Source organism: Paenibacillus sp. VTT E-133280 (assembly GCF_002264385.1).
GTDB classification, from domain to species: domain Bacteria; phylum Bacillota; class Bacilli; order Paenibacillales; family Paenibacillaceae; genus Paenibacillus_AQ; species Paenibacillus_AQ nitricinens.
Genome location: NZ_NFUX01000056.1, coordinates 30,828 through 52,792, shown reverse-complemented (window position 1 = coordinate 52,792; position 21,965 = coordinate 30,828). Strand labels below are relative to the sequence as shown.

Here is a 21,965-nt window from a genome sequence, read left to right as displayed (position 1 = left end):
CGCATAAACGCTTACCGTCCTTAAAAGGACGCCAAAGGCGTTTAAGCTTGTAAAAATACAAGGAGTTAAGAATTATTTAAGGGTCTGTTCACGGGCATTTTAGATTTACGACTTAGTCTAATATTGCAGGGAAATGGAGTTGTTAAATGGAGGACAAGAATTGAAGTAAAGGGGGAACTGAGATGGAGAGCATAATCAAGCTAACAGGAGTGACCAAAGAATTTCGTAATGGCAGCGGGATTAGCGGGGTTTCTTTGGAGCTTCGAAAGGGGGATATCTACGGATTACTTGGACCGAATGGTGCAGGGAAAACAACACTCTTAAAAGTAATAACGGGTCTGATTTCACCCAGCTTCGGCAGTATCTCACTGTTCGGGCAAGATCTGGGTTCATCCTATTCATCTAGTATGAGGAAAGTAGGCTGTATGATCGAATCGGCTGATTTCTACGACTATCTTACACCTGTACAATATTTGAAGCTGACAGCCAGCTTTTATCCGAATATTCGTCCAAAACGGATCACCGAGGTATTGGAGGCGGTAGGTCTCGCCTTGTTCTCCAAAGAAAAAATCAGACATTTCTCTACAGGAATGAAGCAAAAGCTCGCCATGTCTGCCTCTATCATCCATCACCCAGAGCTAGTGATTTGGGATGAGCCGACTAACGGGCTGGACATTGAGGGGGTTGTTCATTTTCGTGCTTTAGTTAAAGAGCTTTCTGCTAATCAGGGAATTACCTTTCTCATCTCCAGCCATATGATTCATGAATTGGAACAGCTATGTAATAGAGTAGGGATTCTGAATCAAGGTGTTCTGATTCGTGAGGGGGAAGTACAGGAGCTACTGACCGACAGCTTATCCCTTGAGGAGTTTTACATTACGGAGCTAAAGAAAGGAAAGGAGGTGCTTGAGAATGGAGGGATTAAGAGCGGGAATTAAAAATGAGCTTCTACTGATGATTTACCGCAAAAAGACCCTAATGTTCTTCATTGTTTCTGCCTTTATTCCACTATTATTGATGTTATTATTTCAGGCGCTTCACCCTATTCTGGGCATTGTGGCTGTTGGTTCCACGTATCCAGTCCAGGTGCTGGGAATCTGCACAACATTCTTAATTCCATTGTTTATGTTCTTAGAGATCTCTGAGCTATTTCCACAAGAGGTATCCTCTCGTACTTTAAAGCTGACGTTACTCAAACCGATTACGCGATTGGGAGCGTACACCGCTAAGTTCCTTGCGCTAGGGCTTGCGATCGGAGGACTACTGTTTCTATTAGGGATAGTGAGCACGTTATGTAATATTCTGTTTGGAACTATCCATATGGGGAACGTAGGTATTATTAGCTTGATAAAAGCTTATACAGCAGCATTTCTCTCGATGTGTTCACTGGCAGCCTTGTTTGTGTTCATCGCTCAATTTTTTCGCAGCACAGGTGGGTTTCTAATGTTCTCGATCTTTGTCTTCGCCGGAGGTAAGGCTGTGCCTTACTTTATAAGTGGATTCTCATCCTTTTCTATAATTTCTTATACGAATGGGTACTCTCTATGGTTAAGTCATGCAATTTCCGCAGGCAGGCTTGCGACAACTACCTTGTTCTTACTTTCAGGATTATTGTTATTTCTATCAGTGGGCTATTTCTTCTTTGATCGGAAAGAGGTTTAGCCTGGGCGCTACTTTTGCTTCTCGGAGTATCAATTGTGTTGCTAAAGGAAGGGGAAATGATTGGTGAAGGAAACCAGTTCATTATTATCGGAAGATCGGAATGTATGGAATAAGGTGCCACAGGTGACTGTTTTTTTCTGGATCATTAAGATTATGGCGACCACTGTTGGAGAAACTGCTGCGGATTTTCTTAATTTCAACCTCTTTTGGGGGTTATCTAATACAACCTTGGTGATGAGTGGACTGCTGATTGCAGCACTATACTTCCAGATGTCAGCATCAAAATATGTACCTGCTCTTTACTGGCTTGCTGTTGTATTAATCAGTGTCGTGGGTACGCTCATCACTGACAATCTGGTGGACAATCTTGGCGTATCACTGGAGGCGACCACTATAGTTTTTTCTATCCTCTTAAGCCTGACCTTTGGAGTCTGGTATGCCAGTGAGAGGACATTATCTATCCATTCGATTATTACCAAAAAGCGCGAGATGTTTTACTGGCTAACCATTCTATTTACCTTTGCCTTAGGCACAGCCGCTGGAGATTTAGTTGCAGAAAGTCTGAACTGGGGATACCTGCTCTCAGCAATTATTTTTGCCGCTCTGATAGGCGCGATAACACTCGCTTACTATCGCTTTAAGCTAAATGCAGTAACTGCCTTCTGGCTTGCATATATTCTGACTCGGCCATTAGGAGCATCACTGGGTGACTATCTTTCACAGGACCGGAGTGAAGGCGGGTTAGAACTGGGCACGACGGGAACAAGTATTATTTTTATTGTTATTATTCTCGGGTTAGTGATCTATTTAACCAAGACAAAGAAAGACGAGGTAGCACTTTAGAAAATATTGAAATTAATACTCAGTTAAGACTCCCATCACTATCCGTTTACGATTCAGAGTTAGAGTTAAAGGAGGCCATGAGAAAAGGAGCTTTGTCATGAACACAGATCCTAAAGTACTTATTGTTACTTCGGCATTTGGAGACGGGCATATGAAAGTAGCCGAGGCCATCGAACATTCATTTCGAAGTCGGGGCATTAGCCGGATTACCACCTTGGATCTATTCGCTGCAGTCCATCCTACCTTGAATGAGCTATCCCGAAGATTCTATTTGAACAACACAGGGTATACCCAAGAATTTTATGGATTCTTGTACACAATGACGAGTAAGATGAGGCCAGAGCAGTTCATGGGTAGACTCATCCATTCTATGGGCAAACGAAAAGTGCAAATGATCATCGACGTGATACAGCCGGATATTATTATTCATACCTTTCCTTATTTGGCTGCAGCTGAGCTAGCATCAACAACAGGAAGTCGGATGCCTCTATTCACGGTTATGACGGATTATGTAGTTCATGGCAGGTGGCTTCACCCACAAACGACGAAATATTTTATCGCTTCAGAAAGCATGAAGGCAACTCTGATGGCAGCAGGGATTGCTGAAGAGAAGCTTGTGGTCAGCGGGATCCCTATTCGCGAGGCTTTTGAACAGACTCAGGATCGTGGAGCACTTTTACGCAAACATGGGTTACATGGAGATCGCCAATATCTATTACTAGCGGCAGGGGCTTACGGCGTATTAAGTGATATTAGCAGTTTAATAAAAAGAGTACTGCTTCAATCAAGCTTCGATGTCATTGTATTATGCGGGAATAATCATAAGCTTCGAACAGCTACGGTGGAGCTTTTTCAAGAGAACCCTCGTGTTCACATTTTGGGCTATACGGAAGAAATGCAGGAGCTGATGTGCATAGCTTCCTGTCTATTGACCAAAGCAGGCGGGATTACCTTGACTGAGGCGATGGCTCTAGCACTTCCAGTTATCGTCTATCGACCACTCCCCGGTCAGGAGGCAGGCAATGCAGAATGGTTATCTGGGCACCATTTGATAGAGATCGCACGAAATGAGGAGCAGTTAGTAGAGCAGCTTCAGCGATTGGAGCATATGGCGTACAGAGAGGAAAGGGAACAGCATATGAGGGTCTTTTCGCGGAAATCAGCCTCGGATGCTATTGTTACCGAAGCCTTAGAGGCTATTAAATTGCGTCAGTCCTCTGTTCCCGCAGTAAAATCCATGCTTGTTGAAGGGCAGGCGAAGACGATTCATGGATATTATTAGGAAGAAAGAAAGGCAACAGCAGACGTTTACCCGCCTTGCAATAATTCTCTTTTTTATAGAATGGATAAGAGGTGCTGTCCTAATCACGTTCTTACCCACTTATATATTGACGAGCTGGGGGCTTACAACGTCAGTAGTTGGCATTGCGGTCTCCGTACACTATTTAACGGACAGCTTGATCAAAAGCTTCATTGGCTATCTCTTGGATAGATATCCTGGGCGCACCGTGCTTCATGGAGGGTTCTTTCTAGGATTCGTAGGTCTGTTAATGATGGTGACAACGCATAGTCCGTGGATGCTTATTGTAGCCTCTGCTTGCTTGGGGGCTGGATTCTCACCGATCTGGATCCTATGTATGAGCCAGGTATCAGAGGAAAAACGAGCACAACAGATGGGTACGTTGTACGTATACTGGATGGCAGGTCTAGGTCTGGGTCCCGTAATGATGAATTTATTAATGGGTGGTGGACTGTCACTGTCCCTTGCTGTCATTGGATTATTTTTTGTAGCGGGCTGGATCATGGTAGGTCTTGTGAAGATGAACAAGGTCTCGGTGCAGCGTGTGAATATATCCGTAGGCGAGCAGTTTGTATCTCTATGGAACAAAGTGAAGAAAGGGGGATTTCTCGTCCCTGGCATGCTGCTGCAGACTACAGCGGGCGGGATACTGGTCCCTTTTCTAACCAGCTTTGCTATTTCTCATTTAGGTCTGTCCCATTCTCAGCTGTCGATCGTGTTATTTATGGGAGGAGCAGGTGTAGTTCTATTTCTTGTGCCCATGGGAAAATGGTTTGATCAAGTTGGAGGTAAATGGTTCCTTGTGATTGGGTTCGGCGTATTTGCGGTTGCCTTGTTCGGCTTAACTTCTATTAATTCCTTCTCCGCCGCCATTGGACTCTCGCTTCTGCTGGGATGTGCTTATGCTGCTTTACTTCCCTCTTGGAATGCTTTAATGGCCAGTTACATTCCCGAAGATTCCGTAGGGATCAGCTGGGGCTTATTGTTTTCTATAGAAGGTTTAGGGGTGGTTATTGGTCCGCTAATTGGAGGCTGGCTGGGAAGCTCAGGGAATCAATTGCTGCCATTTCAAGTCAGTGCCTGTTTGTTTGGATTGATTAGTGTTGTCTACTTACTATCCCCTGCCCGATTATTTATTCACAGAAACAGAGTAATCGAGAAGCTTCCAAATGTATCGTAGTTAAGATTTATTTAATAGACTCTTCACAACGAATTTAGGAATTGCACCTAAGCTTAATATGCAAGACTAAATAAGTAATGAAGGGAAGGAAAAAGAATGAAGAAGAAATGGTTACTCACAGGAGGGGCAGCAGGGATTAGCGGGGTTATCATGCTGGCTACTGGACTGACGGCGTTTGCGGGAACCTCTGGGTATGAGGATTATAAAGCGGCACTTAAGAATACTGCAGAGAACATGCAGAGTATTACCGTACAAGCTGATGCGATACTTAAAGATAACGGCAGTGTTCTTAGTCAGGCACAAGGAAGCTTGAAAGCAAACTTGGCGAATGAAGCCGTTAGTGGGGCTGTAAAGATTAGCGGGTCACAAGGTTCCCATGTACTTAGCCTCTATAGTCAGCCTGACGGACAGGTCTGGAGGAGTGATGCTTCCGATATCTATTACGTAAAGCAGGATATAAAGGATAAGAAGGATCAGGAATCAGGAACAGAACCCAAGGAAGCCGTTTGGTTAAGTAGCCAAGAAGAGACAATCATGGATGCTTTGATCGGTAATTTGAAGAATGAGTTCACATCTACCACCGATAAAGACGGTGCCAAGCATATCTCGCTGCAGCTTGATAATGCGCAAATTCCGGCAGTGATGCAGGCTTTAGCCCCAGTTCTGTTCAAGAATCTTTCAGAAGAGAAGGATCATGAGTCCAGTAAAGACACTGCTGTAGATTCGAAAGATCCAGAAGATCTTATTCAGCAGAACCTGTTTGATTTTCAAGCCATTGATATGACGAACGGCGTACAGATTCAAAGCATCCGTCTGAATGCGGATATCACTCCAGCCAATGCGCTTCAGCACCAACAGTTAGATCTTACGTTTGTGGGTCAGGATGAGCAAGGAGCTTCCCATACGTTGGCTGCTAGTCTGGATGTTCAACTCTCTGCATTCAATGCGACTACGACAGAGTCTATTGACCTGACAGGTAAACAAGTGCAGCAGGTGAAAGAGGATCATGAACACGGACATCATGATTAACGTTGTTGTGATTAAATAAGTGTGGAACAACTAAAAAGTCTGCAAATAGAAAGTCTCTATGATGTGAATGGTCATAGAGACTTTCTTTGTTTAAGGGTTGTTTTAGCATATACTAGTGCTAGGCAAGCCCCACAATTTGGAGGTGTTTGAATGAAAACTTTAGTTAACGAAAGTGACAACTGAAATGACTTATGAAGAAATCAGCGAACTTATTAGTAATTAATCAATTTAACTTCTACTGAACTCCCCCGACTTCCGGTGCTGCCAACTCATGAATACCAAAGATAATGCAATGATCGTGAGCATAATCCCAAGGACTTGAAATCCCTCAAAGTTGAATTTTTCTCCCATAATTATCCCTATCAACAAGGAAGATAGGATGGTTCCCAGATATCTTGATGTGTTAAATAAGCCCGATGCTACACCGATGATTTCTTTTGGAGAACTTTGGAACAAAGCGGCTTGCAGACCTACATTGTTCAACCCATTGCTAATCCCGAAGGCAGCCAATGCCACACATACACTGATAACCGGTGAAGTCTGATTTAATGTGACAAGCCACACCGATCCCAATGTCATTAGTATTGCGGATACCAGCAATGCTGGCCGGGGGCCAGATCTATCGATCCAGCGTCCTGCTATTGGAGCAGTAATCAACGAGCATAATCCTAGCGTTAGCATGAGAATCCCGGTTTGGAACTCACTGACATGCCGTACCATTTGCAAATAAGATGGAATCCCGAAAAAGAGGGAGTAAAAAAGTACGTTAACGAGCATAAATTCAATATTAACCAAAGTCATCGCCGGATATTTGGTAAAGGTACGCAAAGGAATAAAGGGTGACTCCGCTTTTAACTCATGCCGGACGAATACTCCTAACAAAGCGATTCCTGTTAGTAGGGCAATAACATTTACTAATGCGACATGCCCGGATGATTTGGCTGAGAGCAATCCAACAAGTAAGGCGATCAGTCCCATCGTGAAGAGCAGGATTCCTGTCACATCCATCAAATTAAACCAATTTCGAAAGGATATCCCGCGGGTAACGGTTGTTGACGGTTCGTCCTTAGGGATATTTCTCCAAGATAAAAGAAAGCTCGCCACGACGAATGGAATATTGACGAAAAAGATAGCGGGCCAGTCCCACCAGTGAATGATGACCCCGCCAATAAAGGGTCCAATGGCTGCCGCTCCGGACAGGAATATGGACAAAACAGACAGCGCTGTCGCTTGTTTCTCCGTAATATGAATACGTACAATGGCCATTCCAACGGCTACCATCATGCTTGTTCCAATGGCTTGCACAATCCGGAACACGATGAGCCACCCGAAATTCGGGGATATTGGAGCTAATAAGCCTGCAATGAAGGATACGACAAGGCCAGTAAGAAATATCTTCCTCCGGCCGAATAAATCGCTGGCTTTTCCCATAACAGGTTGAGCGACACTACTTGCAATGTAGAAAGAAAAAATGATCCAGGAAACACCTGTATAGTCAAGCTGGAATACATTTTGCAGCCTTGGAATAGCAACAGAAACCATTGAAGAATTTAAAGGATTCAATAATATCCCCAAACCCACTGAAATCATTAACCACCTGCTGCGAACACTCATTATGAAGCCTCCCATTACTTATTAATTTCATCGTACTTGAATTCGTTTATTCATTCCAACGCATTTCATGTTATGATCTCATTGATTTGAAGGAATGAATGGAGGCATGAAATGGAACTTCTGCAATTGCAATATTTTCTCGCAGTAGCTCGTTTGGAGCATATGACTGAAGCTGCACGAAATCTACATGTTACTCAATCATCCCTAAGTAGAACGATTCAACGTTTGGAGGAGGATCTTGGGGTCCCTTTGTTCGATCGGGTAGGGAGAAAGCTGCGATTGAATGAGTTCGGCAGACGATTCCTTCGCCGTGCTGAAAGAGCTTTATTTGAATTGGAGCAGGGAAAGCAGGAGCTTAGTGATTTATCTCACCCGGAACATAACACGCTTGAATTAGCGGTGACCACCGCGAGCACATTACCCAATATCCTTCGCGAGTTTCGAAAAAAGAGACCTGATATTCAATTTCATGTGCAGATGCTGACCACGCAGGAAATGATCACACTTTTGGATAGAGGAGAGGTGGATTTCTGTTTGTCCTCACCACCTATAGAAGGGGACGATATCGAATGCCAAATCGTATTTATCGATCCAATCCTTGTAGCCGTTCCAAAGGGGCATCGGTTGGCTAATCGAAGTAGCATATCCTTGATAGAGCTGAGAGATGAATGGTTCGTCGGGGTTAAGAGTGGTTATGGAACTCGGGATTTAATAGACTCTGTGTGCCAATCGGTTGGATTTGTGCCTAAATATGTATATGAGGGGGATGAACCTGCAAGGCTTAGTGCGCTTGTGGAAGCTGAAATTGGCTTAGCCTTCATTCCAAGTACGGCAAGGAATTCACGGGAAGATATCAAATATCTCCAAGTTGAGAATCATGAATTGGAAAGAGAGATTGCTTTGATTTGGCACAAGAGCCGGTATATTTCGCAAGCTGCTCTGGAATTTCGTGAGGTAGTTGTAGAATATTTCGGAGCGATATCTAAAGAGCATTAAGATAATTGAGGATGGGTATCGAGAGGTATTGAACTGGATACATAAGAACAATTGCATCCAGCTCAAGGACACATGGTCTAAAGATATATTTTATAATGAGGATGTAGAAGAATCTGGTAGTGTTTAGTTATCTGATGTTGGTTCTTCCATAAACCATGAGATATGGGTGCATCTCTTACAAATAAGGATTGCAGCGTTTTTGTTTGCCCAGTCAAATCCTAGAAATGATGCTCCGCTTGTGTTAAGCAGTTTATAATCCAGATCAAAGGTATCGTTTTGACAACAAGGACAGGTTATTCGCGCGCCAGCAGCACTGTATCTCATTTTAAAACCTCCTGTGAATTTGTATAGTTCTTTAACGCATCTGAGGTTATTAAGGTTTCATGTACTCGAACTTACTAGTCAATTTGGGGTGAAATTATGAACAGCTGGGAAACAGCTTTGTCAAAGGTATGTGAGCTTTATTTTTCATCGGAAGTGAATTCGAAATTAGAATGGATCTTGGTTGGCTCGGTGGGTTCGGTTTTACAGGGCTGTGAAATGACTCCGGGAGACGTTGATATTTATACTAAAAATAAAGAAGGGATTGCACAATTTGCAGAACTTCTGAAGGAATATTCCCTGATAGACAAATGTGAACTTCCTCATGGGGAGAACTGGTTATCCTCTTTAGAAGAACCTGCATACACTCAGACCTTTTCTTCGGGCTTTTCGTGGACAAAGGGAAGTTGGATTATCAATGGATTCAAAGTGGAAGTCGTTCATATCTCCAACTCAGCGGGAATTCCTGATTCTATGGATGGTGATGGGATATGGGAAGGTGGGCGATTCATTTGGAACCATTGTAAGAATGTAACTATCGGACGGTACACTATTCCTACGGTTCCTCTAGAAATACAACTGGAATCTAATTTAAGACGACAACGGTCCGACAGGACACAAGCGATTATTACTGCACTGCAAAAATATGGCTACGATCAAGAACTAATCGAAAAAGCTCTATCAAAGAAACACTTACCTTATTTTTATTCTCAAATGAATGGAGCTAAGTGATTTATTAATAAAAAAGGAATATACTGGTATAATATGGTTGGTAATCATGGGAAGGGGTTGATTTCTATGTCAGACTTTTTTAATCCAGGACCTAGTTCGAATACGACGGACCCTGGTGGTCATAAAGCAAACCATGATGTCAATGCGCAGAAATATCATACACAAGGCGTTCCCGGATTTTGGAGCGAAGTGACCAATCTTTTAATTGTGGTGGCAATCATTGCAGTTATATTCTTACTCATATGGATCTTTTAATGGTGTTGTAATGAAAAAAGGACAGCCCTCATTCAACTTGAGGGCTGTCCTTATCATTATTGAGTGGAGTATCCTCCATCGATGACTTTTTCCGAACCTGTAATACCCATGGACATTAAAAAGATGACTCCTGATGAATACAGAAGTCATCGGATTGCTCCTTAATTAGGTGTCCCCTTTTCCAAATAGCTGGTGTCGCCAACTTTTCCTACCGTAAACTTGCCGTTCTCCCATTCGACGATCGTCACGCTGGAATTCGGCAAACCACCTTTGCTCATATCCCAAGCTTTAGGGTCAAGCCCCATGACCAAATCCAAGATGGTGATGCCGTGGGAAACGACAAGGATATTCTTTTTCGACCCTTGATTATCGGCAATGATCTGGTCTACTGCCGCTTTCGTCCGGGCGAAAACCTGAGCCATGTTTTCTCCGTTCACCGAGGTGTAATCAAGTTTCTGGAACGAAGCAACGTTTGTATGCTTCATAATATCTGCTTGATAAGCGCCTTCCAAGTCACCGAAGTTCATTTCTCTCAACCGCTTATCCGTTTTCAGAATCATGTTTCGGCCTTCCAAAATGGTATCGGCCGTATCTACCGCACGTCCGCTCGAGCTGCTGTATGCTGCGCTGAACGGAATGTCATGCAAGCCTCGTGCCAGGTCCTCGGCAACCTCGATACCTTCTTCCGTAAGCGGAGCATCCGAGAAGCCCTGCATCCGTTTTTGTACGTTAAACAGCGTTTCGCCGTGACGAACGAAGTAGAACGTGAGCTTGTTTTGGCCGTTTTCCGCATAGCTCTGATCGCCGACTTTTTGCACCGTGTATTTGCCGTCTTTCCACTGAATCTTCGTTACGCTGGAATTCGGCAAGCCGCCCTTGCTCATATCCCAGGCTTTCGGGTCGAGACCCATGACCAAATCGAGAATGGTGATGCCATGCGAAACAACAAGCACATTCCCGCCTTTTGTTTTATTTGCTTCAACAATTTGATCCAGCGATGCTTTAGCCCGCTCGAACACGCCTTGCATATTCTCGCCGTTCACCGAGGTGTAATCGAGTTTCTGGAACGAAGCAACATTTGTATGCTTCATAACATCTGCTTGATAAGCACCTTCCAAGTCACCGAAATTGATTTCTCTCAACCGCTTGTCTTTGATCAGCTTGAGATTGCGGCCTTCAAGAACAATATCGGCCGTGTCGCTTGCCCGTTCGCTCGTACTGCTGTACGCAGCAACGAACGGAATGTTCTTCAAGCCTCTGCCTAGATTCTCGGCTACTTCAATTCCTTTCTCTGTTAGAGGAGAGTCGGAGAACCCTTGCATACGTTCTTGTACATTGAATATCGTTTCTCCATGCCGTACCAGATAGAAAGTAATCCCTTGATCTTGATCTTCCTTATTAGCAGTATTATCTGCACTTGCACCAACATTGCCTACACTAAATGAACTTAAAACGAAGAAAGCCATCATGACAGTAAATAACTTAGATAAACTCTTGTTCATATACATATCCCCTTTACTATCTATTTTGAAAGCGTTAACATTGTAATTATATCGAGGGTCTTAAATTCAAAATATCCATTTTTTAAGCAAAATTAAGGCTTATTTTTTCATGTTTCGTTTGAATGTGAGATGTACTTATATATCCAAATTAAAAAAAGCTATTATATAAAAATGAATTTGCGGAGTATAATGCTATTTAGCGTTTTGACCAAAGAAACGGATGAAGAGAGGTGAACGGTGGCTTTGGATTACATTTATGAAAGCATTCAAATGAACAATGATTTGCCAATTAATATATTTCTTCATAATGCGCAATTTGTGGAGGACCACTGGCATGACAGCATTGAGTTACTGTTCGTTCTCAAAGGGAAAGTCGATGTCTATATTGAAAAGAAAAGATTTACCCTAAAAGAAGAGGATGTCTTGATCATCAACAGCAATGAAATTCATTCCATTCAATCCCATGAGAATAATTTGGTGCTTGCCTTGCAGATTCCCATTTCATTCATTAAAACTGAATTTGCCGATATCGATCAAGTTAGGTTCCTATGCAAATCCTTTCTATATGGAGAGGAAGAGCAAGAGAAATTTAATGAAATCCGCTCTTTATTAGCCGAAATGATGTGGGTATATAACAAAGAAAATTATAGCTATGAGCTCAAAATAAAGTCGTTACTATTCCAGCTAATTTACGTACTGCTTTGGAAATTCAGAGAGAGTCGCGAAGATAATAGTAGTCGAATTGGTTCCAAGTACACAGAGCGTATGTTAAGTATCGTGAACTACATCCAAGGCAACTATATGAAATCACTTAGTTTGTTCGATATTGCGGAGCAGGAACACTTATCGGTTCCATATTTGTCTAGTTTTTTTCAGAAAAGTATGGGGAAGTCCTTTAGTCAATATGTCAATCAGCTTCGATTGAAGCATGCTGTCAGAGATATTACTTACACGGATCATTCCATTACTCAAATTGCTATGGACCATGGATTTCCGAGTTTGAAATCTTTTCACAAGGTGTTTAAGGAGGTTTATAAAATAACACCGATTCAATACCGTAAGGATTTGCAAAGGTATGAGGAGCATGAGAACCTGTCTTCAAATGATTATGCAACTTACTTGGATTTTGATCGTGAGAATGCGTATGAGGCTTTATTCAAGTATTTGCCTTCACCTGATCAGCAAACAGCCGATAAGACGCTTGATAAAGGTGTAGTCTCAAAAGAAATTAGGGTGCATCTCTCCGGTAAGAGTACGGTGATTAAACCTTATTGGCGAAAAATATGTACGATAAGCAAGGCGAAGGAAATTTTAATGAGTGAAGTGCAAACACATTTAAAGTTGATTCAGGTAAAGGTCCAGTTTAGTCATATTAGGTTTCATGGGATATTTGATGATGAGATGATGGTTTATCGTGAGGATGTACAAGGCAGTCCGATTTTTAATTTCTTCTATGTCGGACAATTAATAGATTTTATACGAAGCATTGGACTTCGCCCTTATATTGAGCTTGGCTTCATGCCTAAAGATTTAGCGAGTAGTGAGTCTTCTTTCTTCTATAAGAAGAGTAATCTGAGTAAACCCAAGGACATAGGGAAGTGGAGAAAGCTCGTGGAGCAATTACTTTTGTTCTGCAAAAACCGTTATGGCGAAGAAGAGATGAAGCATTGGTATTTTGCTTGCTGGAATGAACCTGATTTGCAAGTTTTTTGGCCAGATGCGTTCGAAGATTATGGCGAAATGTATATTCAGACTTATCAAGCTGTTAAAGCTAGCTGCTCTAAATTCCAAATGGGGGGGCCAGATCTTTTTTCAGAAACGGTATATCAAGAGTCTTGGTTAGATCATTATTTAGATTTCTGTATCACAAATCATTGTATTCCCGATGTTATTTCGTTCCACAGTTATCCAGTACGAGAGCAGCGAGTAGTAGATAAACCAATATCTTGGATACATTTAAGTAACGATAATTATTTGAATGAAACGATTCATTTGTTAAAAGATAAACTGAAAGCAAAGCTCTCGCAAGTGCCTGATGTTCAAGTAACGGAATGGAATTCAACACCATTTCACCGCGATTTGACGAACGATACCTGTTATAAAGCAGCCTATATTGTGAAGAATGTACTAGAGAATTTAGATGAACTGCAGAGCTTAGCTTACTGGTCCTTGACGGACTTACTGGAGGAGCTGCCGCCAGCAGAGGAACCCTTTCATGGTGGATTGGGCTTAGTAACGAGCAATGGAATTCTAAAGCCAGGTTATTATGCTTATGAGCTGTTAGGCAAGCTTGGTGATCGCCTAATGGAGCTTGGCGCTGGATATTGTCTCACAAAATCGTCGCAAGGCTATCAATTGATGGTTTACCATTATTGTCATTTTGATCGATTGTATGGTACGTCTGATTCACTAGGAATTGACGCTTTGAATCGATATCACGTCTTCAGAGACACGAATAATTTAGAGATGAGTTTTGTGATCCAAGGAATACCAAGTGGTGTATACAAGCTTCGTCAAACTACGATAAATCGGGATCACGGCAGCGCTTATGATACATGGCTTGAGATGGGTGCACCAAGTTCACTTGATGCAGAGGAAGTGGCCTATTTGAATCGTAAGGCTGTACCCAATCAAGTGAGGAAGACGATTGATATCCAAAGTTCGCTCGATATTAAATGTAAATTAAACCCTCATGAAGTTCGATTATATGAACTATGGCCTGTGTATGATGTATAGTGCTTTTAAATGAAATCTTAATAGGTTTAAAAAACTATATAAATCAATACACTCAAAAAGGGCTGATCCAAATCCATTTCATGGATTTGGATCAGCCCTTTTTTATGATTTTATTGAAAGCGCTTAATTTACTAATGATAAAAATCATGAAATTTGGTCTATTTTTGATTAAGAAACGGAAAGTGGAATGGATGAAAATTGTCTATAATCACAAATGTAAGGGGTTACATTATGGTTGGTCGAAGCTTCCTTACTATGAAATTTACAGGGGGTACGTGTATGAATAAACAAGTTTCATGGAAAGAAAGAATCAGTTATGGTCTAGGAGATACGGCTTCTAATCTTATTTTCCAGACGGTTACCTTATATTTAATGTTTTACTACACGGATGTATATGGGTTGAATGTCGCAGCTGTAGGAACCTTATTCCTTTTAGCGAGAATTATTGATGCGTTCGACGGACCGGTATTTGGAGTCTTAATTGACCGCACGACTTCGAAATATGGGAAATCCAGACCCTGGTTTCTTTGGTTATCGATTCCGTTCGCGGCAATTGCAATTCTTGCGTTTCTGTCTCCGGATTTCGGGGATACAGGAAAATTGGCTTACGCGTATATTACCTATATTCTACTGAATGTCTTATACGCAGGTATTAACTTGCCCCTCACTTCGATTTTGCCAAGCATGTCAAGTGATTCACAGGAAAGAACGGTAGTGTCATCGGTTCGTATGATTCTGGCGCAAGTAGGAGCTATATTTGTCAGTATTGCGACACTACCTCTTGTTGATGTATTAGGAAAAGGCGATCAAAAACAGGGTTTTATGTTAACGATGATGATCTATGCTGGTGTAGCAGTCGTATTTTTCTTGATTACATTTAAAAATGTAAGGGAACGTGTTCAAGTTGAAGGCAATCGTCCCGTCCCTTTTAAAGAAGGAGTAAAGGCAATTAAAGGGAACACACCTTGGTGGATCCTTTTGGCTACTGGCCTGTTCGTATTTATCGGAGTTACAGCAAAGGGTCCTGCTACTATTTATTACTTTAAATATAACCTAGGTAGAGAAGACTTAATTCCGCTTGTTAATGGCCTTAACGTTCTAATGTTACTTGCGATTATACTAGTTCCTTATTTTAGTAAGAAATTAGGTAAACGGAATGTGGTCTTTACGGGGATGATCATTGGTATTGTGGGGCAAATCATTGTCTATCTAGGTGCACAGATGATGTCTGTTCCGCTTGCATTAACGGGTGTCATAATCAGTAATTTTGGTGGGGGCTTTGCATTTGGTCTACTGTTCGCGATGATTGCTGACACGATTGATTATGGAGAATGGAAATCAGGAGTAAGGGCACCAGGCTTACTATCTGCCGCAAGCAGTTTTGGTGCTAAGTTCGGAATGGGGCTTGGGGGTGCGATTGCAGCTTGGGTTCTAGCGTTAGGGAAATATGTACCGAATCAAGCGCAAGCGCCATCGGCTTTGCTAGCAATTGAATTCAATTTTGTATGGTTACCCTTAATTGCGAATGTCATTGTTATTCTATTATTCCTGTTTTATAAGTTAGATAAAGATGAGCCCCAAATGATTAGTGACTTGAAAGCTCGTAGAGGCCCCGGAATTGGAGCCTAAATAAGAATTATATAATTAAAACTAAGAATTTAACTTGGGAGATGAAGGACATCATGGAAAAATATCTATATGAAAATCTGTTGGCAGAACTAGAGAGACGGACAGAGGTTAAGAATGTCAAAGGTCTAGACATGATGATTAAAAAGCTTCCAGATTCAGATGCTGAGGGAGAAATGGACGCTCGTGTTTTGCAGACAACCATCGAAAGTGCTGAAAAGATGGCTGCGATGGGCAAGCCACCTGAGGGAGAGTTTGATTTAATGGCAATGGTTCAGGGGATGCGTGCAATGATGGGCTCGCCGAATACAGATGTAACAACAACGGATATTCTTACAGAATCGAAAGATATAGAAGGTTCAGAGGGTTCTATCCCAGTTCGGATCTATTCTCCAGCTGAAGGCTCGAAGGTCCCGGCGGTAGTCTTCTTTCACGGTGGTGGTTTCCTGGGAGGTACTTTGGATGTAGTGGAGAATCCGTGTAAAGCAATTGCTGAGAAAGCAAATGCAGTTGTTGTTTCGGTGGATTACCGCCTTGCACCTGAGCATCCGTTTCCTGCAGGATTAAACGATTGCTTTGATGCTGTTCGCTGGGTATATGAGCATGCGGCAGAACTGAATATAAATCCGAATCAAATCGCAGTATGTGGCGATAGCGCAGGTGGGAACTTATCAACGGTATGCGCGATGAAGGATAGAGATCTAGGAACAGGTATGATTAAATTCCAGGCTTTGCTTTATCCGACGGTGAACATGGCTGGGGCAGCAACGGATGATTTCGAATGGAATATCGAAGAGTACACGATTAACAATCATCATGAGCTGATCAAGGGACTACTAATGGGTATGGGGGATATGACGACTATGCTGGACAATATTTATTTACAAGGCAAAATTCCTGCAACAAGCGCCTATACTTCTCCCTTATTAGTAGAGGATTTAAGCGGTATGCCTGACACGTTAATTATTACTGCACAGTATGATTATTTGACACTTGAGTGTGAAGCCTACGCTAGAAAACTACAACGTGCAGGCGTTAATACACAGTATATCCGATATAATGGAATGGACCACGCGTTCATGGATAAAATCGGCGTTTACCCACAAGCAGAGGATTGTATGAATGAAATTGCTAGAGGAATTAAGCGCATTTTCGGATAATAACGTGCATGGTAATATAAAAGATCGCTCTCCTTATCTTGTCTAATCAGCAAGATGAAAGAGGGCGATTTTTATTAAAATTTCACCACTTTCTTATTATTAATACACAGCTTTTTTAGTATGTCATTCTGATGTTATACAGTAGGCAGGGGAATTCGTCTGGAAGCTACAAACCCTTGTTTTTACAGAGAAATTTGAATGTTCAGCAAGCCCTAGGTTTAGTTTTTTTCATGAAGAAAATAAGACTCCAGACACATCTCAAGAGCTGTGTCTCTTTGTCGTACTTGTATAAACAAGCGCTTTCCCAAATCTCATCCCCCAGACGGAGAAAGTATCCATCTGGAGCCAGTTATCTAAATTTAGATTCTAAAATAAAATGAATTTAACAATGGAATCACTCTTTAAAAATCGTACGGGAGAGGATGGTTATAAGGTGGAGAAAATTATAGAGGTACAGGGGATTAGCAAGGTCTATGCGAAAAGAAAGACGAAAGAGAAAATACATGCCGTTCGTAATGTTTCTTTTCATGTAAATCGTGGTGAGGTTCTCGGTTTATTGGGCCCCAATGGGGCTGGGAAAACATCAACAATAAAGATGCTTTGTGGTTTGTTAGAATCGGATGGGGGTTCTATTTCCATTAATGGTTTAGATATATGCAAGAAGAGACTGAAAGCGCTAGAGCATATTAGTGCTGTATTAGAGGGAAACCGGAATTTATATTGGCGTCTTACCGTACGGGAAAATTTAGAATATTTTGCAGGTAACCGGGGGTACTCTCGGAAGCAAATAGTCGATCAAACAGAGAAATTATTAGGGCAATTCAATCTTAAAGAAAAGGAGAATGAGCTGGTTAATGGATTATCCCGGGGGATGCAGCAAAAGCTGGCAATCGCTGTGGCGTTATTAGCTAATACGGATGTCATCTTGCTGGATGAGCCAACGCTCGGTTTGGATGTTGAGGTTAGTTATGAATTACGTAATATTCTAAAAACGATAGTAAGGGAAGAAAGACGTACGATCATTATTAGCTCACATGATATGCCCGTCGTTCAGGAGCTGTGTGACCGTGCCATTATCATTAATAAAGGTGAAGTTGTGATTGATGACAGGGTGGAGAATTTACTTAAGTTATTTGAAACAAGGGCATATTCCATTAAGCTGGGTGAGCAATTAAGCCTAGAACAGGAGAATAAACTGTTGAGTATATTCCCTTTAAGTACTTATAAAGCAAGCTCTCATGAAACGATTGTGGAAGTGAACTTAGAGCATGGGCAGGATATCTACGAGTTGTTTGATCTCCTGAAAGAGGAAGGAACCATGGTGGAAAGTATTGATCGTATTACGATTGATTTTGAACAAGTGTTTATTCAGATTGTGAAAGGAGGTAGAACTCATGAAATGGCTCCATTTATTTAATGCGAATTTTCGTAAGGAATATATTGAGATGAAACGTTATCTACCGAACACGATTGCGTTAGTAGCCACTTTTTATATTATATTTCTGGCTGCATTTTTTGGAATTATGTTCATAGGAGATCCGGCCAGCTTTGATACGAATGTTCAATACTCCATTGTAAGTGTGGTCTTTTGGAGCTTAACGATGATGACGATGAATTTTATTGGTTATTCGGTAATCACAGAAGCGACGCGTGGAACGTTAGAACAGTTATATATGTCTCCCTTGGGCGTGTGGAAAATCATGCTCACGCGGATCATCAGTCAATTGGGCTTACAGTCTGTTATTATGATCCTTTTACTCTTTGGTGCGATGCTGACCTCCGGGCAGTGGTTGAGCTTAAATCCTATGACTACGATCCCAATCATTATAGTTACGATGATAAGTATGGTGGGGGTCAGCTTTATGATTGCTGGTTTGGCTGTTATCGTGAAACAAATTCAAGCATTTTTACAGATTTTCCAATTCGTTTTGATGGGACTTGTATTTGTTCCGATATCTGTCGCACCATTTCTGGCGTTTGCTCCATTCGTCAAAGGCGTGAATATGGTAAGAACAGTGATGATAGAGAATCTTACGCTAACGGAGTTGCCCTTATCAGATTATGGCGTATTACTATTAAATTCGCTAGTGTATTTGATTTTAGGGCTCTTTGTGTTTGATCGGTGCGAGAAAATAGCCATGAAGAAAGGTCTTCTCGGGCAATATTAGCCTACACAAACGTTTATTCTTTAGGTATAGCTAATACTTATAACCTGCCATAACTCATTGGTGTAACGGTATAGGCCATCGGATATGCTATATTAATTTTAATAATTTTTTACGAGGAGATTAATATATGAGCACTCAAACCGAACCTAAACAACGAACCGTTACTCCATTTCGATATGATATTGTTGGCAGCTTCCTGCGCCCTCAAGCGTTGAAAGAGGCTAGATCAAAATTCAAAAACGGCGAAATTACCGCTGAGCAGCTGAAGGAAATTGAAAATAAAGAAATCGTTAAGCTAGTGCAGAAGCAAAAAGAGGTAGGCCTTCAAGCTGTAACTGACGGCGAATTCCGCCGTTCTTGGTGGCACCTAGATTTCTTCTGGGGATTTGATGGTGTAGAGCGGACTATTATTGATCAAGGCTACCAGTTTAACGGCGCGCAGTCGAGACCAGAAACAGCCCGATTGACCGGGAAAATAAGCTACTGCAGCCACCCTTTTGTAGCGCATTATGAATTCTTAAAAGGCGCTGCAGGCGAGGGCGTTGTTGCGCGTCAATCGATTCCTGCAGCTGCGCAATTCCTGTTTGAGCTGGATCGGGCAGAAAATAAGGAAAGCACGAATGAATTATACCCGAATCGTGAAGAGCTAATTTCGGATATTGCCAAAGCATACAAAGCGTCAATTCTTGCCTTTTATGCAGCGGGCTGCCGCAGCATTCAAATCGACGATTGCACGTGGGGAGCTCTGTGCGACGAACAGTTTATAGCATTTATGAATCAGGTTGGTGTGAATGTAGCTGAATATGCGAACGAGCTTGCGAAGTTGAACGAAGAAGTAGTATCCGGTCTGCCGGAAGATCTGGTTGTAACGACACATGTATGCCGAGGCAATTATGTTTCTACTTATGCTGGAGTAGGCGGAGGTTATGAACCTATCGCGCAAACACTTCTGAACATCAATAACTACTCAGGTTACTATCTGGAGTTTGATACGGAACGGGCGGGCGATTTCAAACCTTTGCGCTTCCTAAAAGACAATCAACAGGTCGTGCTTGGTCTGTTCTCTTCCAAATTTGGTGAGCTGGAGAGCAAGGAAGATATCCTGAAGCGTATTGAAGAAGCAAAGCAATATGTTGATCTGGACCGGATTTGCCTGAGCCCGCAATGCGGATTCGCTTCTACGGAAGAAGGTAACCACCTGACAGAGGAGCAGCAATGGCGCAAGCTTGCGTATATTAAAGAGATTGCGGAAGAGATCTGGAATTAAGGATAAGTAAAAAGTTAAAAAAACACCTTAAACCGCACGGATATTCATCCGACTCGGCTTAAGGTTTATTTTGATTTAAAGCGAGTGCATCGATATACTTGGCTAGTTCTATCTATACCAGTGACTAGATTAGGGAAAATCTCCCTAATAAAAGCCGATCATTCCTCTAAATGAATCGAATCAGGGAATTCCTCCCTAAAAATCGGGGGATAACTAAATTCACGACCAAATCAGTTGAATTATAGGAAGGAATTCCCTAATTGTCAGCCTAATGATCAAATATCTCTGAATTTTAGGGAGAAATTCCCTAATCTATAAAACGCAAAGTACAAAAAAGGGAGCTCTCGTTAAGAGGCTCCCTTTTTTGTACTTATATTATTTTGTATAGTTATCGAAGTAACCTTGAATATAAATCATTGGTGTTCCTTTGTCTCCACTACCAGAAGTCAAATCAGATAATGAACCAATCAGGTCCGTTAATCTACGAGGTGTAGTCCCTTGGGCTTCCATCGCACCAACCAGATCCTCATTTTTATTCTGGATATATTTAGAAATGGCTTGTTTCAGCTCTTCACCACGAAGATGAGAGAAGTTGTTATCGGCCAAATATTTCAATTTCACCTCATTTGGCGTTCCATCAAGTCCTGCAGTATAGGCAGGGGATACAACTGGATCTGCCAGTTCCCATATTTTACCGACCGGATCTTTGAATGCACCATCGCCATAGACCATTACTTCTACAGTTTTACCTGTAATTTCTTTAATTTTTGCTTGGATACCATCTACGATAGGTTGGCAGTTATTAGGGAATAGCTTTACGCTTTCTTCTGTTGCTTTATTAGAGCCAAGCAGACCATAAGCTTCGTTAAAGCCGCTGCCATCGATGGATTGTGTAAGAACATCATCCAGACCAAATACTTTTTCAGCACCATTGCTCATGAGAATTCGTTTGGTTCTGAACCGTGTGTGAATATCACAAGTTAATACATTTTTTGTGTAGTTTAAAATGGTTTTCGGATTGTTGGAGAAGATGACTTCACAAGCCACACCTTCAGCTTCAATTAAGCTTTTATAATATTCGATATAGTCAACACCTGTGAATGGGTGCTTAATATAGCCGAAATGTTCACGGAACTGAGCCTCAGTTAATACATCCGTCCATGGATTGACACCCTTAGCATCTAATTCGTCGATGTCTACAAGATGGTTGCCTACTTCATCCGATGGATAGCTTAACATTAAGACTACTTTTTGTGCCCCTTTGGCAATTCCACGCAAGCAGTTAGCAAACCGGTTACGGCTAAGAATAGGGAAAATAACACCCACAGTCTCTTCACCGAATTTTGCTTTAATATCAGCAGCAATATTATCAATGGTCGCATAGTTTCCTTGTGCCCGAGCCACAATGGATTCTGTTACGGTTACAATGTCGCGATCCTCTATCTTAAAACCCTCGATTGTTGCAGCATTCAATACGGTCTGAACTACGATTTCTTCTATGTTATCCCCATTGTTAATGATGGGTCCGCGAAGTCCGCGCACCACTGTTCCAACTACTCTTTCCAATACAATCT

The 21,965-nt window shown here is 41.9% G+C and carries 19 protein-coding genes; 15 read left to right on the top strand and 4 right to left on the bottom strand.

Translation table 11 applies throughout. The features are described from left to right. Positions 1-182 precede the first annotated feature (182 nt). From CA600_RS21915 to CA600_RS21890, 6 genes are all read left to right on the top strand, one after another. Positions 183-938 carry an ABC transporter ATP-binding protein gene (locus CA600_RS21915; protein WP_094872895.1) on the top strand — a complete coding sequence of 252 codons (756 nt, stop codon included), beginning with the start codon at positions 183-185 and terminating at the stop codon, positions 936-938. Then, complete coding sequence (locus CA600_RS21910) at positions 913-1,662, top strand: ABC transporter permease (protein WP_094872893.1); 750 nt, start codon at positions 913-915, stop codon at positions 1,660-1,662. The genes CA600_RS21915 and CA600_RS21910 overlap by 26 nt, the downstream gene beginning before the upstream one ends. A gap of 60 nt (positions 1,663-1,722) precedes the next feature. Next, entirely contained in the window at positions 1,723-2,505 is a 783-nt protein-coding gene (locus tag CA600_RS21905; RefSeq protein WP_373455901.1) for a COG4705 family protein, read from the top strand. A 97-nt stretch (positions 2,506-2,602) separates the two neighbouring features. Then, positions 2,603-3,787: an MGDG synthase family glycosyltransferase gene (locus CA600_RS21900; RefSeq protein WP_094872891.1), complete on the top strand. Its 1,185-nt coding sequence runs from the start codon at positions 2,603-2,605 to the stop codon at positions 3,785-3,787. Next, on the top strand, positions 3,774-4,985 hold the full coding sequence (locus CA600_RS21895; protein ID WP_094872889.1) for an MFS transporter: 1,212 nt from the start codon (positions 3,774-3,776) through the stop codon (positions 4,983-4,985). Before CA600_RS21900 ends, CA600_RS21895 begins: the two co-directional genes overlap by 14 nt. 96 nt (positions 4,986-5,081) lie before the next feature. After that, complete coding sequence (locus CA600_RS21890) at positions 5,082-6,014, top strand: hypothetical protein (protein WP_094872887.1); 933 nt, start codon at positions 5,082-5,084, stop codon at positions 6,012-6,014. Between the two features lie 228 nt (positions 6,015-6,242). On the opposite strand, the gene CA600_RS21885 is transcribed toward CA600_RS21890, so the two are convergent. Next, positions 6,243-7,628, bottom strand: coding sequence for an MFS transporter (locus tag CA600_RS21885; RefSeq protein WP_094872885.1), 1,386 nt, complete (start codon positions 7,626-7,628; stop codon positions 6,243-6,245). Positions 7,629-7,739: 111 nt separating this feature from the next. On the opposite strand from CA600_RS21885, the gene CA600_RS21880 reads away from it, so the two are divergent. Then, the gene (locus CA600_RS21880; RefSeq protein ID WP_094872883.1) at positions 7,740-8,624 is read left to right on the top strand and encodes a LysR family transcriptional regulator; all 885 of its coding nucleotides are present in this window, start codon (positions 7,740-7,742) and stop codon (positions 8,622-8,624) included. Between the two features lie 123 nt (positions 8,625-8,747). Here the strand turns inward: CA600_RS21880 and CA600_RS21875 are convergent, their stop codons facing one another. Beyond that, entirely contained in the window at positions 8,748-8,948 is a 201-nt protein-coding gene (locus CA600_RS21875) for a hypothetical protein (RefSeq protein ID WP_042129998.1), read from the bottom strand. Positions 8,949-9,044: 96 nt separating this feature from the next. Between CA600_RS21875 and CA600_RS21870 the strand changes: the two genes are divergently transcribed. After that, positions 9,045-9,677 (top strand): hypothetical protein, encoded by a 633-nt coding sequence (locus CA600_RS21870; protein ID WP_094872881.1) that lies wholly within the window; start codon positions 9,045-9,047, stop codon positions 9,675-9,677. Positions 9,678-9,743: 66 nt separating this feature from the next. Further along, positions 9,744-9,932, top strand: a complete 189-nt coding sequence (locus CA600_RS21865; protein ID WP_094872879.1) for a hypothetical protein — start codon at positions 9,744-9,746, stop codon at positions 9,930-9,932. 161 nt (positions 9,933-10,093) lie between these two features. Here the strand turns inward: CA600_RS21865 and CA600_RS31345 are convergent, their stop codons facing one another. Further along, on the bottom strand, positions 10,094-11,434 hold the full coding sequence (locus tag CA600_RS31345; RefSeq protein WP_179281695.1) for a histidine phosphatase family protein: 1,341 nt from the start codon (positions 11,432-11,434) through the stop codon (positions 10,094-10,096). Positions 11,435-11,671: 237 nt separating this feature from the next. On the opposite strand from CA600_RS31345, the gene CA600_RS21855 reads away from it, so the two are divergent. The 6 genes from CA600_RS21855 (at position 11,672) to CA600_RS21825 (ending at position 20,391) form a co-directional block, all read left to right on the top strand. Beyond that, positions 11,672-14,170: a GH39 family glycosyl hydrolase gene (locus tag CA600_RS21855; RefSeq protein WP_094872877.1), complete on the top strand. Its 2,499-nt coding sequence runs from the start codon at positions 11,672-11,674 to the stop codon at positions 14,168-14,170. A gap of 279 nt (positions 14,171-14,449) precedes the next feature. Beyond that, complete coding sequence (locus CA600_RS21845; protein ID WP_094872873.1) at positions 14,450-15,799, top strand: MFS transporter; 1,350 nt, start codon at positions 14,450-14,452, stop codon at positions 15,797-15,799. A 53-nt stretch (positions 15,800-15,852) separates the two neighbouring features. Continuing rightward, complete coding sequence (locus CA600_RS21840; RefSeq protein WP_094872871.1) at positions 15,853-16,956, top strand: alpha/beta hydrolase; 1,104 nt, start codon at positions 15,853-15,855, stop codon at positions 16,954-16,956. A gap of 433 nt (positions 16,957-17,389) precedes the next feature. After that, on the top strand, positions 17,390-18,373 hold the full coding sequence (locus CA600_RS21835) for an ABC transporter ATP-binding protein (protein WP_094872904.1): 984 nt from the start codon (positions 17,390-17,392) through the stop codon (positions 18,371-18,373). Beyond that, positions 18,351-19,124 (top strand): ABC transporter permease, encoded by a 774-nt coding sequence (locus CA600_RS21830; RefSeq protein ID WP_094872868.1) that lies wholly within the window; start codon positions 18,351-18,353, stop codon positions 19,122-19,124. Before CA600_RS21835 ends, CA600_RS21830 begins: the two co-directional genes overlap by 23 nt. A 127-nt stretch (positions 19,125-19,251) precedes the next feature. Continuing rightward, positions 19,252-20,391 (top strand): 5-methyltetrahydropteroyltriglutamate--homocysteine S-methyltransferase, encoded by a 1,140-nt coding sequence (locus tag CA600_RS21825; protein WP_094872866.1) that lies wholly within the window; start codon positions 19,252-19,254, stop codon positions 20,389-20,391. A gap of 375 nt (positions 20,392-20,766) precedes the next feature. On the opposite strand, the gene CA600_RS21820 is transcribed toward CA600_RS21825, so the two are convergent. After that, positions 20,767-21,957 carry a coenzyme F420-0:L-glutamate ligase gene (locus CA600_RS21820; protein ID WP_094872864.1) on the bottom strand — a complete coding sequence of 397 codons (1,191 nt, stop codon included), beginning with the start codon at positions 21,955-21,957 and terminating at the stop codon, positions 20,767-20,769. Positions 21,958-21,965: the final 8 nt, after the last annotated feature.